Source organism: Nucisporomicrobium flavum (assembly GCF_016464385.1).
Lineage (GTDB): Bacteria > Actinomycetota > Actinomycetes > Mycobacteriales > Micromonosporaceae > Actinoplanes > Actinoplanes flavus_A.
In genome coordinates, this window is sequence record NZ_JADMLH010000016.1 from 55,620 (window position 1) to 72,299 (window position 16,680).

12 protein-coding genes are annotated in these 16,680 nt (G+C 72.4%); 7 read left to right on the plus strand and 5 right to left on the minus strand.

Going from position 1 to position 16,680, the window contains the following annotated elements:
• The first annotated feature begins 13 nt into the window (after positions 1-13).
• Together IT780_RS30645 and IT780_RS30650 are read left to right on the plus strand one after the other, a co-directional pair.
• Positions 14-1,099 (plus strand): S-(hydroxymethyl)mycothiol dehydrogenase, encoded by a 1,086-nt coding sequence (locus IT780_RS30645; RefSeq protein ID WP_199515297.1) that lies wholly within the window; start codon positions 14-16, stop codon positions 1,097-1,099.
• Positions 1,099-1,704: an MBL fold metallo-hydrolase gene (locus tag IT780_RS30650; RefSeq protein ID WP_199515298.1), complete on the plus strand. Its 606-nt coding sequence runs from the start codon at positions 1,099-1,101 to the stop codon at positions 1,702-1,704. Before IT780_RS30645 ends, IT780_RS30650 begins: the two co-directional genes overlap by 1 nt.
• Here IT780_RS30650 and IT780_RS30655 read toward each other — a convergent pair.
• Positions 1,701-3,047 (minus strand): MGH1-like glycoside hydrolase domain-containing protein, encoded by a 1,347-nt coding sequence (locus IT780_RS30655; protein ID WP_199515299.1) that lies wholly within the window; start codon positions 3,045-3,047, stop codon positions 1,701-1,703. The genes IT780_RS30650 and IT780_RS30655 overlap by 4 nt on opposite strands.
• Before the next feature lie 232 nt (positions 3,048-3,279).
• Between IT780_RS30655 and IT780_RS30660 the strand changes: the two genes are divergently transcribed.
• Positions 3,280-4,803, plus strand: a complete 1,524-nt coding sequence (locus tag IT780_RS30660; RefSeq protein ID WP_199515300.1) for a hypothetical protein — start codon at positions 3,280-3,282, stop codon at positions 4,801-4,803.
• Positions 4,804-4,840: 37 nt separating this feature from the next.
• Here the strand turns inward: IT780_RS30660 and IT780_RS30665 are convergent, their stop codons facing one another.
• Positions 4,841-5,911, minus strand: coding sequence for a DNA polymerase ligase N-terminal domain-containing protein (locus tag IT780_RS30665; protein WP_199515301.1), 1,071 nt, complete (start codon positions 5,909-5,911; stop codon positions 4,841-4,843).
• Between the two features lie 72 nt (positions 5,912-5,983).
• Here IT780_RS30665 and IT780_RS30670 point away from each other — a divergent pair, with 72 nt between their 5' ends.
• The 4 genes from IT780_RS30670 to IT780_RS30685 all read left to right on the plus strand — a co-directional run bounded on the left by IT780_RS30670 (position 5,984) and on the right by IT780_RS30685 (position 11,669).
• Positions 5,984-6,649 carry a helix-turn-helix domain-containing protein gene (locus IT780_RS30670; protein ID WP_199515302.1) on the plus strand — a complete coding sequence of 222 codons (666 nt, stop codon included), beginning with the start codon at positions 5,984-5,986 and terminating at the stop codon, positions 6,647-6,649.
• 189 nt (positions 6,650-6,838) lie between these two features.
• Positions 6,839-7,948, plus strand: a complete 1,110-nt coding sequence (locus IT780_RS30675) for an FAD-dependent monooxygenase (protein WP_199515303.1) — start codon at positions 6,839-6,841, stop codon at positions 7,946-7,948.
• 123 nt (positions 7,949-8,071) lie between these two features.
• Complete coding sequence (gene ctaD / locus IT780_RS30680) at positions 8,072-9,826, plus strand: aa3-type cytochrome oxidase subunit I (protein ID WP_199515304.1); 1,755 nt, start codon at positions 8,072-8,074, stop codon at positions 9,824-9,826.
• Positions 9,827-10,346: 520 nt separating this feature from the next.
• Positions 10,347-11,669 carry an MFS transporter gene (locus tag IT780_RS30685; protein ID WP_199515305.1) on the plus strand — a complete coding sequence of 441 codons (1,323 nt, stop codon included), beginning with the start codon at positions 10,347-10,349 and terminating at the stop codon, positions 11,667-11,669.
• Positions 11,670-12,038: 369 nt separating this feature from the next.
• Here IT780_RS30685 and IT780_RS30690 read toward each other — a convergent pair whose 3' ends face one another.
• The 3 genes from IT780_RS30690 to IT780_RS43275 form a co-directional block, all read right to left on the minus strand.
• Positions 12,039-12,626 (minus strand): isochorismatase family protein, encoded by a 588-nt coding sequence (locus tag IT780_RS30690; RefSeq protein WP_199515306.1) that lies wholly within the window; start codon positions 12,624-12,626, stop codon positions 12,039-12,041.
• A gap of 47 nt (positions 12,627-12,673) precedes the next feature.
• Positions 12,674-13,960 carry a nicotinate phosphoribosyltransferase gene (locus IT780_RS30695; RefSeq protein WP_199515307.1) on the minus strand — a complete coding sequence of 429 codons (1,287 nt, stop codon included), beginning with the start codon at positions 13,958-13,960 and terminating at the stop codon, positions 12,674-12,676.
• Between the two features lie 69 nt (positions 13,961-14,029).
• Complete coding sequence (locus IT780_RS43275; protein WP_199515308.1) at positions 14,030-16,615, minus strand: LuxR family transcriptional regulator; 2,586 nt, start codon at positions 16,613-16,615, stop codon at positions 14,030-14,032.
• Positions 16,616-16,680: the final 65 nt, after the last annotated feature.

Consider the following 16,680-nt stretch of genomic DNA (forward strand, 5'->3'; position numbering starts at 1 on the left):
CAAGGTGGTCATCATGAGCCAGCGAGTCAACGGAGTCATCGCCCGGGCCAAGGGTGCACCCGTCGAGGTCACCACCGTCGTCGTGCCGGATCCCGGCCCCGGCGAGGCGGTCGTCAGGATCCAGGCGTGCGGGGTGTGCCACACCGACCTGCACTACCGCGAGGGCGGCATCAACGACGACTTCCCGTTCCTGCTGGGTCATGAGGCGGCGGGGATCGTGGAGACGGTCGGCGAGGGGGTCACCGACGTCGCGCCGGGCGACTTCGTCGTGCTGAACTGGCGGGCCGTGTGCGGCCAGTGCCGCGCCTGCCGCAAGGGCAAGCCGTGGTACTGCTTCAACACCCACAACGCGGCCCAGAAGATGACGCTGGAGGACGGCACCGAGCTGTCGCCCGCGCTGGGCATCGGCGCGTTCGTCGAGAAGACGCTGGTGCACGCCGGGCAATGCACGAAGGTGGACCCGGCCGCCCGGCCCGCCGCGGTCGGCCTGCTCGGCTGCGGGGTCATGGCCGGCATCGGCGCGGCCATCAACACCGGCGGCGTGACCCGCGGTGACTCGGTCGCCGTGATCGGCTGCGGCGGGGTCGGCGACGGTGCCGTGGTCGGCGCCGCGCTGGCCGGCGCCTCCCGGATCATCGCGATCGACACGGACGACCAGAAACTCGAGTGGGCCCGCAAGTTCGGTGCCACCCACACGATCAACGCGCGTGGCACGGACGTCGTGGCCGCGGTCCAGGCGCTCACCGACGGCAACGGCGCGGACGTCGTCGTGGAGGCCGTCGGCCGCCCGGAGACGTACAAGCAGGCGTTCTACGCGCGTGACCTGGCCGGCACGGTGGTGCTGGTCGGCGTGCCGACGCCGGAGATGACGATCGAGCTGCCGCTGCTGGACGTCTTCGGCCGCGGCGGTGCGCTCAAGAGCAGCTGGTACGGCGACTGCCTGCCGAGCCGTGACTTCCCGATGCTCACCGACCTCTACCTGCAGGGCCGGCTCGACCTCGACGCGTTCGTGACCGAGGAGATCCGGCTCGACCAGGTCGAGGAGGCGTTCGGGAAGATGCACACCGGCGGCGTGCTGCGTTCGGTGGTGCTGTTCTGATGGGCGTACGCGTCGATCACGCGGTCACCAGCGGCACCTTCTCGCTCGACGGGGAGACGTTCGACGTCGACAACAACGTGTGGGTGGTCGGCGACGACAGCGAATGTGTGGTGATCGACGCGCCGCACTCCGTACCCGCGATCCTCGAGGTGGTGGACGGCCGGAAGGTCGTCGCGATCGTCCTCACCCACGCGCATGACGATCATGTACGTGTCGCCCCGGAGCTCGCGGAACGCACGGCTGCGCCGCTGCTGCTGCACCCGGCGGAGGACGTGCTGTGGAAGCTGACGCATCCCGGCGTGCCGATGCCCGCGCCGCTCGCCGACGGCCAGGAGATCACGGTGGCCGGCACGACGCTGCGCGTGCTGCACACGCCGGGCCACAGCCCGGGTGCCGTCTGCCTGTACGCGCCGGAGCTGGGCTGCGTCTTCACCGGCGACACGCTGTTCCAGGGCGGTCCGGGGGCGACCGGCCGCTCCCACAGTGACCGCCCGACGATCGAACGGTCGATCCGGGAACGGCTGCTCACCCTGCCCGGCGGGACGGTCGTGCACACCGGCCACGGCTCCGACACCACCGTCGACGCGGAGGCGGAAAACCTCTAGGCCGCGTGGGCGTAGGCGGGCACCGAGCGGTCCGCGAGCAGGTCGAGCGTGAGCGCTGCGGTCCAGCTGAAGGCCGGCGCGCCGATGCCCTCGCCGGTGACCGGGTGGAAGTATTCGTAGTGCCCGGAGCCGTGGACCAGCCGCAGCATCGCCAGGCGCAGGTCCTCGGCGTCGTCCCGGTAGCCGTGCACCAGCATGCCGCGGCGCAGCAGCCAGTTCATGTTGATCCAGATCGGCCCGCGCCAGTAGCGCAGCGGGTCGAAGCCGGGCGCGGTCCGGTCGTAGCTCGGCACCGGCAGGCCGGTGTCCCGGGGCAGGCCGAAGCGCGGGGACGCGGCCTCCGCCATGACGGCGGCGGCCCGGTCCGCCGGCAGGTCCGGCAACATCAGCGGCAGCAGGCCGTTGATGCACCGGGCAGGGCTCAATTCACGGGTACGCACGTCGCGCGCGCGGAAAGTCGCCGTGGTCTCGTCGTACAGGCGCCGGGAGATCGCCTCGGTGATCTCCCGCGCCCGCCGCCGGTGCGTGCCGGCGTCGGCGCCGACCACCCCGGCGATGTGCGCGAGGGCCAGTTCCGCGGCGGCCAGGATCGAGTTGAAGGCCGGACACTCCACGACGAACGCGTGCCGGTGGGCGAGGTCGGTGTCGGCGTACCCGCCGTCGCGGTAGTCGAGGACCAGGCCGAGGTAGCGGGCGTAGTCGAGGTCGGTGGGGCGATGCGCGGCGTCGGCCACCTCAAGGTCGCGGCGGTGGAAGCGCCGTAGCAGCCCCAGGTCGGCCGGTACGGCGGCCAGCGTCGCGTCCCACGACGGGCTGTTGTCGAGCCCGGACTCCCACGGGTGCACGATGCTGGCCAGCCCGTCCCCGCCCGCGTCGCGTCGCCCGCTCAGATAGTCCTGCTGGGCGACGAGCCGCGGATACAGCCACGCGAGCTGCTCCCCGGCCTCCCGAGCGCACACCGCGCCGTGCGACACGGCCCGGCGGTAGATCTCCCACGCGGCGATGGCGTGCAGCGGCGGCTGGGTCAGCCCGGTGCTGCCGCGGGCCGGCCGCCCGGCGTACGCGGGCACGTCCCAGAACGCCGGCCCGGGGAAGTACGCGCCCTCGGGGGTACGCGGGTCGAAGACGATGTGCGGCACCCGGCCGTCCGGCCACTGCGCGTCGAAGAGGCTGCGAAGGTCCCGCCAGGCGCGCGTCGGATTCACGTAGGCGAGCCCGATGGCGATGAACGCGGCGTCCCAGCTCCACTGGTGGGGGTAGAGCCGGCGGGACGGCACCATGTGGTCGCGGGACCAATTGCTGTCCAGGACAGCAGCGGCGGAATTCCAGAGATCAGCAGACATGTCCGGGGTCACAGCGCATTCCGGGGACAGGGAACGGAGCATCTGCACTCTGACCTTTCCGCTGCGGGGACGGGCAAACCTCCTGATCGGGCGGCCCGGGCCGACCTGAAGCACTATCGCCGCATTGGTCCGACGAATCGCTTCCTCCACAGGCAGGAAGAACGGGGTCGATAACGATCTTTTCGCGGGTTTACAGTGCGGCCCTGCTTCATCACGGGGGAAGGACCAGTTCATGTCATCTGTCTCTATCCGGCGTGCTCTGGCCGGATTCGCCGCGCTGGCGGTCGCCGCAGTTTCCGCGGCTGCTCTCACCACGCCCGCCGCCGCAGCGCCGGTTCTCGCCCGAGCCGACGCGAGCCTCACCATGGTCGTCCCGGACACGTCGGTGCCCCTGGGCGGGACGTCCGTGCTGCTGATGCCGTCCTGGTACGCAGATCAGGACGTGGTTCTGCAGCAACCCCGGCTGACGTACACGCTCAGCGGCCTGGACGGCGTGTCCGTGTCCAACAGTGACGGGGACTGCCAGAACGCGAGCCCCACCCAGCTGCTGTGCTCCAGCGACTCCGAGTTCTTCATCGGCCCGGACGGCACCACCGGCTCGTTCACCGCGGCGCTGACCGCGGGCGAGAGCGCCGTTGCCGGCACCGCCGGGGCGATCACGGTGACGTTCGAGGCCGACGGCATCGAGCCGATCACGCAGCAGGCCGCCGTCCGCGTCGTCGAGGGTGTCGACCTCGCCGCGGGGCCGGACGTCACGCTGCACAAGCGGCCGGGCGCCTCCTTCGACCTGCCGTTGGTGGTGCGGAACGCCGGCCCGACGGTCGCGGACGGTACGGCCGTGATCTTCAACCACGACTACGCGTTCAAGGGCACCACGCAATTCAGCAACTGCCGCTACCGCGACGGGGAGGTCACGTCGTGTGTCTTCGACCAGTCGCTGCAGCCGGGTGGGACGTTGCGTGGGGCGATGCCGTACAAACTTCGGGCTGATACGTACGCGCCCGGGGTCTCGGTCAACCAGCTGCAGTGGCTCACGCCGGCCGAGCTCGACGACTTCGAGGACCTGCTGCAGAAGAACGGCCAGACGCTCGGCGCCCCGGGCAGCGGTGGTGTTCTGCGGCTGCAGGGGACGACCGCTGCCGCCGAGCGTCAAGCCGACACCGACCCCGGCAACAACTGGAGCACCGTGGAGGTGCGGGCCACCGGCACCAACGGCGCGGACCTGGTCGCGATCGGCGATCGGCTGACCGGTGCGGTGGGTGACGAGGTCACCGCCGAGGTGGGTGTTCGCAACGCCGGTCCCGCCACGATCGACTTCAACCGGTCCGGTGAGTCGATCTCCCACGTCGCCGTCACCCTCCCGGCCGGCACGATGCTCCTCGCGGCCCCGGAGGCGTGCAGCAACGACCAGGGCTCCCGCTACCTGTGCAGCGGCAGCGCGTTCCTGCCGGTCGGCGGCACGGAGACGTACGAATTCAAGCTCCGCATCACCAGGGTGGTCCCCCATGCCAAGGGGGCGGTCGTGGTCAACGGCCCGTGCGACTGCTCGCAGTTCACCAAGGACACCAACAAGACCAACAACAAGACCGCGATCGTTCTGAACCCCACCGGCACCGGCTCCGGCGGTGGCGCGGGCGGCGGCCTCCCGGTGACCGGCCCTCCGGCCGGCGCGGCCGGGGGCGCGGGCCTGATCCTGCTGATCGGCGGAGCGGGCATGCTGACCGCACGGCGCCGCCGCATCCGCTTCGTCGCCTGACACCTCAGCGGGCCGCCGGCGTGCCGGCGGCCGCTGTCTATCCCGCGTCGATCAACAACCAGAGCCGGCTGCGCCGCCCCGGCAGGTACGGCGAGTCCAGCCGCTTCGCGACGATCCCGTCCAGCCCCTGCGCCGCCGCCGTCTCCAGCGCGAACGTGCCGCCGCCCGGGAAGTACGGCGGCGTCTGCCAGTTGCCGCCGGTCACGCCCAGCCCCTCCAGCAGCTCCCGGCGCTCCGAGTAGCGCATGAGCTCCACCGTCGAGTGGCCCTCCAGCCACAGCAGGTCGTACGCCAGGAACTGCACCGGGGTCCGCTCCGCCGCCCGCCGGGCCGCCGCCGCGTCGCGCGGGTCCTTGCGGCGTTCCAGCAGCTCCGGGGAGACGGTCGAGCCGTCGAACGCCACGATCTCGCCGTCCAGCACCGTTTCCAGCGGCGCGAGGGCCGCCCCGAGCGGCCGCAGCTCCGGATACCACGAGGTCACGTCGTCGCCTGCCGGGTCGGTGAGGCGTACGCGTCCGCCCGAGACGTACGCGATGGTGCGGCGGCCGGCCCAGCTCAGCTCGTACCCCCAGTCCTCGTCGTGCGGCGGCAGGCCGGCGGCCCTGGTCGCGAGCATGGGTTCGACGGTCTCGGGCATGCTTTCCCAGCCGGGCTCCGGCGGGTCCATGCGCCGCACCATCCAGTCGCGGCCGCCGGTCTGGAAGAACACGTAGCGGCCCGAGGTCCGGTCGCCGTGGAACGTGACACCTATCTCATCGTCGCGCCACTTGTCCGCCTCGTATGTGCCGCGGTCGTGGATGGTCATGCGGCCGCCGCCGTACTCGCCCTCCGGGATGTCGCCGGCGAAGTCGAGGTATTCCAGCGGGTGGTCCTCGGTGTGTTTGGCCAGGTAGTTGCGGGCCTGGTCGCGGGGGAGGCCACGCGGCACCGCGAACGACACGAGCACGCCGTCGCGTTCCAGGCGTACGTCCCAGTGCAGGCTGCGGGCGTGGTGCTGCTGGATGACGAACCTGCTCCGGCCGGTCGGCCGGGGCCGGCTGCGCGGTACGGGCTCCGGCGTGCGCCGCGCGTCGCGCTTGCGCCGGTACTCGGCGAGCTGGTCGGTCATACCCCGATTGTCCGTCGGAACTACATCGCTGTCATTCGCTGGAATGTCGTACCCCCGTGGCACGGTCGACCCATGTACGCGGAATGGCCATCGACCGTGCCCCACGTGATCGCGTGGCGCAGCATCGTGCCGTCCGGCTGCCCGCCGGCGCGCATCCTGCCGGACGGCTGCCTCGACGTGATCTGGCAGGACGGCCGGGTCTTCGTGGCCGGACCGGACACGACGGCGCAGGTGGTCTCGTCGCCGCCGGGCAGCAGGCTCTTCGCGGTCCGCTTCGCCGACGGAGCCGGCCCGTCCGTGCTGGGGGTCCCCGCCGACGAGCTGACCGACCGCCGGGTCCCGTTCGACGCGCTCTTCGGCCCCGCCGAGACGCGCCGGCTCGCCGAGGCCGACGATCCGCTCGCCGCGCTCGAGGCCTTCACGCGGCGCCGCTGGCACCGGCCGGACCGGGCGATGGTCGCCCTGGCCGAGGCCGCGCGGACCGGCGTCTCCGTCGGCGCGATCGCCGATTCCTGCGGCCTCAGCCCGCGACACCTGCACCGGCGGTGCACGGCCGCCTTCGGGTACGGCGCGAAGACGCTGGTCAAGATCATGCGGATGCAGCGCGCCGTGGCGATGGCCCGGGGTGGCCGCCCGTTCGCCGATGTCTCCGTCGCCGCCGGGTATGCCGACCAGGCCCACCTCGCGCGGGACGTGAAGGCGCTGGCCGGCGTGCCGCTGACCAGGCTGGTCCGTTGAGGAGCCCGAATGGGCTGCCCTCCCGCCACCTTGCTGGCCTCGCCCGGGGCGAGCAAGGCTGCGGACACTTCGGAATGTCCGTCTCGAACAAAACGGACGTGATCATGACCGCGGGTTTCGTGGTTCGGTGGCGGCCGGTAGTGTCTTGGCTCCGACGCGTATCGAACACCCCTCGGAGGCGGTGCTGCGATGACCTTGCGCATCCTTGTCGTAGGCGCCGGCATCAGCGGTCTCGCCGCCGCCCGAGGCCTCCGGGTCGCGGGTTTCCGCCCCGACGTGGTGGAGGAACTGCCCGCCACGATGCTCCCGGGCGCCGGCATCTACCTGCCCGGCAACGCCTCCCGGGCGATGCGCCAGCTGGGCCTCGACGCCCCGCTGCGCCCGCTCGGCGACCTCATCTTCCGGCAGGTCTTCCAGGACAGCGCCGGCCACGAACTGTTCGAGATGGACGTCGCGGCGCTCTGGGCCGGGGTCGGGGAGTCGCGGGCGCTGTCCCGCGCCGACCTGCAACAGGTGCTGCTGACCGGGGTCGGCGGTGAGGTGCGTTACGACATCGCCGTCCGGGACCTCGCGATCGTCGACGGCGCGGCCAAGGTCGAGTTCAGCGACGGCGCCGTCGCCGAGTACGACCTCGTGGTCGGCGCGGACGGGCGGCGCTCCACGGTGCGTGCCCGGGCCGGGCTGGGCGGTGCGGCGACCCCGACGGGCCAGATCGTCTACCGCAGCGTGGTCAGCGGCGGGCCGCCGCTCAGCGACTGGACGGCGCTGCTCGGGCGCCGTTCGCAGTTCGTGGCCATGCCGATGGGCGGCCGGCGGCTGTACTGCTACGCCGACGAGACCGTCGAGCCCTCCGCGGCCAACCCCGCGGACCCCCGGGCCCGCCTGCGCGAGCTGTTCGCCGACTTCGGCGGGTGCGTGCCGGCGATCCTCGACGCGATCGAGAAGGTCCAGGTCGCGAGGACGGACGAGGTCATGATCGACAACTGGTCGACGGGGCCGGTGCTGCTGGTCGGTGACGCGGCCCACGCCACCGCGCCCAGCCTCGCCCAGGGTGCGGCCATGGCGCTGGAGGACGCCGTCGTGCTCGGCGAGGTGCTCAAGGCCGGCGGCGGCGACGTGCCGGCGGCGCTGAGCGCGTACGAGCAGCGCCGGCGGGGCCGCTGCGACCAGGTCCGCGAGCACACCCGTGAGTGCGACCGGACCCGCGACGTGCCGCCCGGCGAGCGCGACCCTATGCTGCGGGAGCGGGGCCAGCAGATCTTCACCGGTCAGTACCGCGGGCTGGTCGAGCCCTTCTGAGACCGGGGTGGTCTTTGGTCACCCCGCGCCCGGCGAGGGTCGGCGGGGGACTATTCTGCCTGCGAGGTACGCCTTTCACGCGGGCGTACGCAGTGGGACGAAACGAGACACCGGAGGCTATCCGTGACGACCGTCGCGCCTAAGCCGATCGTGACCAGGCCCTGGCCGGTCAGGCAGCAGGTCAAGGGTTCGGCCATCGCGCGGATCCTGCGGACGACGGACGCGAAGCAGATCGGGATCATGTACATGATCACGGCCTTCGTGTTCTACATCCTCGGCGGGTTGATGGCCCTGCTGATGCGCGGCGAACTCGCCCGCCCGGGCATGCAGTACCTGTCGCCGGAGCAGTACAACCAGCTGTTCACCATGCACGGCACGATCATGCTGCTGTTCTTCGCGACGCCGATCGTGTTCGCGTTCGCCAACTTCGTGGTGCCCATCCAGATCGGCGCCCCGGACGTGTCGTTCCCGCGGCTCAACTCCTTCGCGTACTGGCTGTACCTGTTCGGCGGCACGATCACCATCGCCGGGTTCCTGACCCCCGGTGGGGCGGCCGACTTCGGCTGGTTCGCGTACACGCCGCTCAGCGACTCCCTGCACTCGCCGGGCGTCGGCGGAAACATGTGGGTGGTCGGCCTGGCGCTCTCGGGTCTCGGCACCATCCTCGGTGGCGTCAACATCATCACGACGATCATCACGCTGCGCGCGCCCGGCATGACGATGTTCCGGATGCCGATCATGACGTGGAACATCCTGGTCACCAGCCTCCTGGTGATCATGGTCTTCCCGTTCCTGGCCGCCGCGCTGTTCGCGCTCGCCGCCGACCGCATCCTGGGCGCCCACGTCTTCGACGTCGCCACCGGCGGCCCGATGCTCTGGCAGCACCTCTTCTGGTTCTTCGGTCACCCCGAGGTCTACATCATCGCGCTGCCGTTCTTCGGCATCATCACCGAGGTCATCCCGGTGTTCAGCCGCAAGCCGGTCTTCGGCTACAAGGGCCTGGTCGGCGCGACGCTGCTGATCGCGGCGCTCTCGATGAGCGTGTGGGCGCACCACATGTTCGTCACCGGCCAGGTGCTGCTGCCGTTCTTCAGCTTCCTGAGCTTCCTCATCGCGGTACCGACCGGCATGAAGTTCTTCGTCTGGATCGGCACGATGTGGCGCGGGCAGATCAGCTTCGAGACACCGATGCTGTTCGCCATCGGCTTCCTGGTGACGTTCCTCTTCGGCGGCCTCACCGGCGTGCTGCTGGCCTCGCCGCCGATCGACTTCCACGTCTCGGACTCGTACTTCGTCGTCGCGCACTTCCACTACGTGCTGTTCGGCACGATCGTGTTCGCGGTGTTCTCCGGCATCTACTTCTGGTTCCCGAAGATGTTCGGCCGGATGCTCGACGAGCGCCTCGGCAAGATTCACTTCTGGCTGACGTTCGTCGGTTTCCACACCACGTTCCTGGTGCAGCACTGGCTCGGCGCCGAGGGCATGCCCCGCCGCTACGCCGACTACCTGCCCACGGACGGGTTCACCACGCTCAACATGATCTCGACGCTCGGCGCCTTCGTGCTCGGCGCGTCCACCCTGCCGTTCATCTACAACGTGTGGAAGTCGTACAAGGTCGGCGAGCTGGTCACGGTCGACGACCCCTGGGGCCACGGCAACTCGCTGGAATGGGCGACGTCCTCCCCGCCGCCGCTGCGCAACTTCGACCGCATGCCCCGCATCCGCTCCGAGCGCCCGGCCTTCGACGCGAAGTTCCCGGAGCTCGCGGCAGGCGAGCAGTCGATCGCCGGCCCCCCGGAAGGCGGCGCCCGCCCGCTGACCAGCGAGTCCGACGGCGGCGCGACCTACAAGGAAGACCTCAGCGACCGTCACAGCTGACGCTCACGCGGTACGGAGAACCCGCCCCGGTGGCCCACCCACCGGGGCGGGTTCTTTCGTACGCCCCGGTGGGCCGGCCACCGCCGCCCACGCGGTCCGCGCCGCCGCCGGCCTGCCTGGCCGCCCCGCTGTTCGGCCACCGCGTGGCTGCCTTCGTCCGGTCGCGCACCCCCGCCCGGCCGCCTACCCGCCTTCGCTCCCTCTGACGACCCCGCTCCGGCCGTGCCGTGCGCCGCGCCGTGCCGTGCGCCGCGCCGTGCCGTGCGCCGCGCCTTGCCGTGCGCCGCGCCTCGCCGTGCCTTGCCGTGCGCGGCGCCGTACGTCGCCGTGCTCAGCGCCGCGCCCTGCGGCCCCGCCGCCCGGCCGCGTGGTCGGCCCTGCCGCTGGGCGGCCCGGTGCGGGCCGTTGCGCACACGGGCATCCGACCTGGTCATGCAGGGTGGCCCGGCGTGAGCTCCGTCAAATGCGTGGGAATTGTCGTACCCCAGGCGGAGACTGTCCGGCGGAGGTTAGGACCGCAATGACACTCACGCCTTACCGGGAGACGCTCGCCCTGCGCGGGATCAAGTCGCTGCTGATCGTGGCGACGCTGGCCCGTATCCCCATCACCGCCGGCAGCGTCACGCTCACGCTGCACGTCACCCAGGACCTCGGTCTCGGGTACGGCGCCGCGGGGCTGGTGGGGGCCGCCTTCACCGTCGCCGCCTCGCTCGGCGCGCCGATGATGGGCCGGATCACCGACCGCAGGGGGCTGCGGCCCGTCCTCGTGCTCACCACCGTCGCGGAGGTGGCCTTCTGGACGGCTGCGCAGGGGGTCCCGTACTGGGCGCTGCTCGTCGCCGCGCTGATCGGCGGTTTCCTGACGCTGCCCGCGTTCGCGGTGGCCCGGCAGTCGATCGCCGCGCTCGCCCCCGAGTCGCACCGGCTGCCGGCCTTCGCCCTCGACTCCATCACCACGGAGCTGTCGTTCATGGCGGGGCCCGCGCTCGGCGTGCTCATCTCCACGACCGCAGGCGCCCGGGTCGCGATGCTCGTCGTCGGCGCCGGCATCCTGCTGTCCGGCGTCGGGCTCTACCTGCTCGACCCGCCGATCCGTGGCCACGACGAGGCCCCGATCTCCGCCGGCCACCGGGTGCCCCGCAGCACCTGGCTGCGGCCGCGCCTGATCGCCGTGCTGGCCATCACCAGCGCCGCCACGCTGGTCCTCAGCGGTACGGACGTCGCCGTCGTCGCGGTGCTGCAGCATTCCGGCGAGGTCAAGTGGACCGGCGTGGTGCTCGCCATGTGGGCCGCCTACTCGTTGCTGGGCGGCTTCACGTACGGGATGGTCCGTCAGGGTCTGCCGCCCTTGTTCCTGCTGGCCCCCATGGCGCTGCTGACGATCCCGGTCGGACTGGGCGGCTCGCACTGGTGGCTGCTCGGCCTGCTCCTGCTGCCGGCGGGCGCCCTGTGCGCACCGACGATCACGGCCACGGCCGACGCGGTGAGCCGCCTCACCCCGGCCGCGGCGCGTGGCGAGGCGATGGGCTGGCACAACTCGTCGCTGACCGTGGGGGTCGCGCTGGGCGCCCCACTGGCCGGCGTGGTGATGGACACGCTGTCACCGGCATGGGGCTTCGTGGCGGTCGGCGGCGTGGGCGTGCTGGTCGCCCTGCTGGTCGCCCCGATCGAACTACGCCGCCGCCGAGCCGCCGAGGCCGAGGCGGCGCGCGACACAGCCGCAAAGGCCACCGCCGACGAAGAGGAACGCACGCGGCCCACCGGGGTCGCCGCCTGGGAGAGCGGCGTTGCCGGGCCGGCCGTGGACTTCCCGACCGAGGACGCCCCGGCCCCAACACGCTGAGCCCGCCGCCGGACGCAACCGCCGCCCGGCCCGCCGCTGGTTCCCGCGCCGCCCGGCCCGCATCGCCGCCCAGGCCCGCGCCCCCCGGCCCGCATCGCCGCATGGGCCCGCGCCGGCCGGCCCGGGCCCATGCGGCGATGCGGGCCGCAGCCCAGGCCCGTGCCGACCGGCTGGGCCCGCGCCGACCGGCTGGGCCCGTGCCGACCGGCTGGGCCCGCCCCGACCGGCTGGGCCCGCGCCGACCGGCTGGGCCCGTGCCGACCGGCTGGGACCCGCGCCGACGGCCCGGACCGCCGCTCAGGCTGCCGTTGGCCGGCCCGCACCGCCGTTCAGCCGGAGCGGGCCGCGGGCCGGCACCGCAACCCCCGGTCAGCCGGCGAGAACGATCGGCGTTCCCATCGTGGTGACCGCGGCCTCGTCGAACTGACGCAGTGCCGCCTCGGTGGTCGCCTCCGCCACCCCGGCCGTCATGCCCAGCAGCACCGTCGTCTTGAAGCCGGCCTTCCGCGCGTCCAGCGCCGTGGCCCGGACGCAGTGGTCGGTCGCGATTCCCACCACGTCCACCTCGCTGACATCGCGGGCGCGCAGCCAGTCCGCGAGGTGCTCGCCGGCATCGGTGTGCCCCTCGAAGCCCGAGTACGCCGCCGCGTGCTCGCCCTTGTGGAACACGGCCTCGACCCGGTCGGTGGCGAGCGACGGGTGGAATTCGGAGCCGGGCGTGCCGACCACGCAGTGGGCCGGCCAGGAGTCGACGAAGTCCGGGTGTGCGCTGAAGTGCGCCCCCGGGTCGACGTGGTAGTCCTTCGTCGCCACGACGTGGTCCCAGCGGCGGGCCGGGTCGGTGTCGGCCAGCGCCGACGAGATGGCCGAGGCCACGCCCGCGCCGCCCTGTACGGCCAGGGAGCCGCCCTCGCAGAAGTCGTTCTGCACGTCGACGATGATCAAAGCTCGAGTCACGAAGACCTCCGGTTTCACAGAGAAGCTCAGCGGTGGCGGAGAGAAGTTCAGCTGGTGGCGACGACCGTGACCGGGATCGCGGGGTCGCCGGCCGACAGCTTCAGGCCCTCCCACGGGATCGAGATCAGGCACTGCCGGAGGTGGTCCCGGGACTCCTGCAGCGTCGGGAGTTCCGCGATCTCGCCGCCGGCCACGAACGAGCGCTGCAGCAGCCGGTCGTTGGCCTCGTGGTCGGGCACGCCCTGGGAGACGACGATCTCCTCGGTGGCCGTACCCGTCGGCTTGTGGCGGCGGATCGCCGTCTTGCGGCCGCCCACCGTGGCTTTGTTCTCCGAGCGCTTGACCACCGGGCGGCCCTCGACCTCGACCAGCTTGTAGACCAGGCCGGCCGTCGGTGCGCCCGACCCGGTGACCACTGCGGTGCCGGCGCCGTACATGTCGACCGGTTCGGCGGCGAGCGTGGCGATGGCGTACTCGTCCATGTCGCCGGAGACGACGATCTTCGTTTCCGTGGCGCCGAGCGAGTCGAGCAGCTCGCGGGAGTGCTGCGCCAGCACCGACAGGTCGCCCGAGTCGATGCGTACGGCGCGCAGATCCGGACCTGCCACCGCGATCGCGTTGCGGATGCCCTGCGCGATGTCGTACGTGTCCACGAGCAGCGTCGTGTTCTTGCCCAGCGCCGCCACCTGGGAGGCGAACGCGGCCGTCTCGTCGTCGTGGAGCAGCGTGAACGCGTGCGCGGACGTACCCGTGGTCGGTATGCCGTAGCGACCGCCCGCCGCCAGGTTGGACGTGGACGCGAAACCCGCGAGGTACGCCGCGCGCGCCGCGGCCACGGCACTCTCCTCATGGGTACGGCGGGAGCCCATCTCGATGATCGGCCGGCCCCGGGCGGCGGTGACCATCCGGGCGGCCGCCGAGGCGATGGCGCTGTCGTGGTTGAGCACCGACAGGATCAGCGTCTCGAGCACCACGCACTCCGCGAAGCTGCCGGACACCGTCAGGATCGGCGAGCCGGGGAAGAACAGCTCGCCCTCGGCGTACCCGTCGATGTCGCCCGTGAACCGGTAGTCCGCGAGCCAGGCGGCTGTGGTCTCGTCGACGATGCCCGCCTTTCGCAGGAAGGCCACGTCCTCGTCCGTGAAGCAGAAGTCGCGGATCATCTCGACGAGCCGTCCCTGGCCGGCGGCGACGCCGTAGCGGCGGCCGGAGGGCAGCCGGCGGGCGAAGACCTCGAAGACGCTGCGACGCTCGGCGGTGCCGTCCTTGAGGGCGGCGCTGACCATCGTCAGCTCGTAGTGGTCGGTCAGCAGGGCGGGCGCGAAGCGGTTCACAGCTCGCCTCCTCGGCCACGGCCGGCGAGGCGCGGGCGGAACTCGGTGCAGTCAGTCACGCGGACCACCCTATTGCGGCAGGAGCCGCAGCGCCGGAGCTAGCTCGTTCCTGCCGTTGACCCCGAGCTTCGTGTAGACGCGCTGTAGGTGGTTCTCCACGGTCCGTGGGGACAGGAAGAGCCGGTCGGCGATCTCACGGCTGCGGACGCCGCCGGCCGCGAGCTCCGCAACCTGCCTTTCGCGTACGGTCAGCGACGGCTGGACCGCGCGCAGGGCGGGGGTACGCAGCACGTCGCAGCGCGCCAGGACGTCGGCGAGGAGCGTGCTGGCCGCCAGCGCGCGCGTGTCCCGGGCGGTGCGGAAGATCCGTACGGCGCCCGCGGCGGCCTCCGCGGCGTACAGCTGATAGCCGAGCACCGCGAACTCCCGGGCGACCGCGAAGAGCTCCTCCCCGTCGGCGCCGGCGCGGGCGTGCCGGACGAACAGGGGCGTGGCCCGGCCCCCGACCTGCTCGCCGAGCGCGGTCATGCGCTCGGCGGCGAGGTCAGCGCGCCCGAACCGGACCAGGTCGTACAGCAGGAGCATCTCGTGGGCGTGGAAGCCGTCGGCCCGGGTGCGTGCGACGGCATCCGACAACACGCGTACGGCGGCAGTCAGCTCGCCCGCGCACGCGTGGGTCCAGCCGAGCGCCTGCTCACGCCACGGGTAGTACAGCGCGAGGATGCCCTCGCCGGCGCCCTCGGCGATCTCCAGGGAGGCCATGGCCAGGGCGACGTCCCCGCGCAGCGCCGCGACCTTCGCGCGCGCGTAGTGGGCGCTGCCGTCGTAGAGGCGTGCCGCGGACAGCGCAGCGCAGGCCTGTTCCACCGCGCGCAATGCCTCGTCCGTGCGCCCCCGGAGCCAGTTCGCCGACGACTGCAGCAGGGAGACCCAGCCCGACCCGAAGCCGAAGCCGCCGGCCTGCGCCAGGTCGGCGAACTCGGCGGCCAGGATGCGGTCGATGCCGGGCAGATCCTGGGCGACGCTCACCAGCGTGCCCTCGGTCATCTGGAAGGCGAACTGCAGCGTCGGGGTGTCCCGCCGCCAGGACCGGGTCTCCGCCTCGAGCACGGTCAGCAGCTTCCGGCCGCGGTCGAAATCGCCGGTGGCCGCCGTCAGGAACGCGGTCACGCATTGGGCCAGCGCTTTCGCGGGCGGCGCGGCGGCCGGCTCCGCGGCCACCGCCGCCGTGAGCGCGCGGGCCCGCGGCAGGTGGTTGAGCTGCAGGCGGATGAACGACTCGAGCGAGCGCACCCGGGCGATGTCGGTGGGGTCGGTCAGCTCGACGGCGGCCAGCGTGTCGGCCGCCCGGGAATCACCGAGCCCGAAGAACTCGACCGTCGCCCGCGCGGCGATGTAGCGGGCGTCCCGCTCCGGCGCCTCGTCGAGAACGGCGAGGGCCTGCTGCGGCTCGTCGAGGAAGAGCAGGACCGTGGCCAGCAGCTCGATGGCCGGGTAGCCGGCACCCGCGTCCCGGGCGGCCGCGGCGAGCCGGCGGGCGAGCACCATGTCGAACTTGCCGAACGCCTGGGTCGCCGCCCCGAACAGCAGGCCGCTGTCCTGGGCCGTACCGGAGTCGAGCCGCCAGACCGCCACCCGGAGCAGGTCGTCGCGACGCCGCGCGCCCACGTTCTCCACCAGGTCGGCCAGCGTGGCGAGCAGCCGGCGCGCCCGGGTCACCGGGCAGCGGCGGCGCACCACCTCTCCGTACAGCGGATGGCCGAGCCGTACGTTGCGGCGCCGCTCGTCCTCGACGACCCGGATCAGCCCGCGCTCCTCGGCCTCCTCGACGGAGGCCGGGTCGGCCACGCGCAGCAGCAGCGGCAACCCGATCGGCTCGCCGAACGAGACCAGCTCCAGCACGTCGCGCACCCCGCCGGTGAGGCGTCCGATGCGGGCGTCGACGAGCTCGGCGAGGCTGGGCGCCAGCCTGAGGCGGCCGGTCCAGCGCCAGAAACCGTACGCCTGGACCAGCTCGCCGCCGCTGAGCGCGGCCATCACCAGCTCCCGGAGCAACAGGGGGTTGCCGCCGCCCAGCCGGCCGAGGCGCTGCGCGGAGCCGGCCTCGACCGGGCTGCCGACCAGCGTGGCGAGCAGGGCGCGGGACTCCTCGAGCGACAGCGGGGCGAGCTCGGCATGGCTGACCAGCCCCTCGGTCCACAATGCGCTGATCGGCGGCGGCACCGGCTCGGAGGTGCGCAGGGTGCCGAGCAGCGTCGCCTCCTCGCGGACGAGCAGGTGGGCCAGGGCGGCGGAGGGCGCGTCGAGCAGGTGGATGTCGTCGACGGCCAGCACGAGAGGCCGGCCGTCCGCCGCGGCGCGCAGGCTGTCCACGGCCCAGCGGATCAACCCCGCGGGGGACAGGCTCGCCGGCGGATCCGCGGGCAGGATCTGCGCGAGGCCGCCGAACGGCAATCCGGAACTCGCGATGTTGGCCGACGCCCGGAATACCGCCCATCTGTCGGCCGGAAGTGCGCTCACCGCCTCCCGCAGCAAACGGCTCTTGCCGATGCCGGCCACGCCGCTGAGAATCAGTCCGCGCTCGGTTTCGCTGGTGGCGACCGTCTGGAGGCGGGACAACTCGGCGGCGCGCCCGACGAAATCCCAGTGCTCCACTCGGCCAGCATATCGAGATGCGTCATCGTCGAATCACCGCCTGTACCTCCTCTGGGAATGAGTAT

Coding starts and splice junctions, on each gene's coding strand:
- IT780_RS30675 (WP_199515303.1), top strand. CDS start 6,839: ATGACCTTGCGCATCCTTGTCGTAGGCGCCGGCATCAGCGGTCTCGCC.
- IT780_RS30670 (WP_199515302.1), top strand. CDS start 5,984: ATGTACGCGGAATGGCCATCGACCGTGCCCCACGTGATCGCGTGGCGC.
- IT780_RS30650 (WP_199515298.1), top strand. CDS start 1,099: ATGGGCGTACGCGTCGATCACGCGGTCACCAGCGGCACCTTCTCGCTC.
- IT780_RS30660 (WP_199515300.1), top strand. CDS start 3,280: ATGTCATCTGTCTCTATCCGGCGTGCTCTGGCCGGATTCGCCGCGCTG.
- IT780_RS30685 (WP_199515305.1), top strand. CDS start 10,347: ATGACACTCACGCCTTACCGGGAGACGCTCGCCCTGCGCGGGATCAAG.
- IT780_RS30655 (WP_199515299.1), bottom strand. CDS start 3,047: ATGTCTGCTGATCTCTGGAATTCCGCCGCTGCTGTCCTGGACAGCAAT.
- IT780_RS30665 (WP_199515301.1), bottom strand. CDS start 5,911: ATGACCGACCAGCTCGCCGAGTACCGGCGCAAGCGCGACGCGCGGCGC.
- IT780_RS30645 (WP_199515297.1), top strand. CDS start 14: ATGAGCCAGCGAGTCAACGGAGTCATCGCCCGGGCCAAGGGTGCACCC.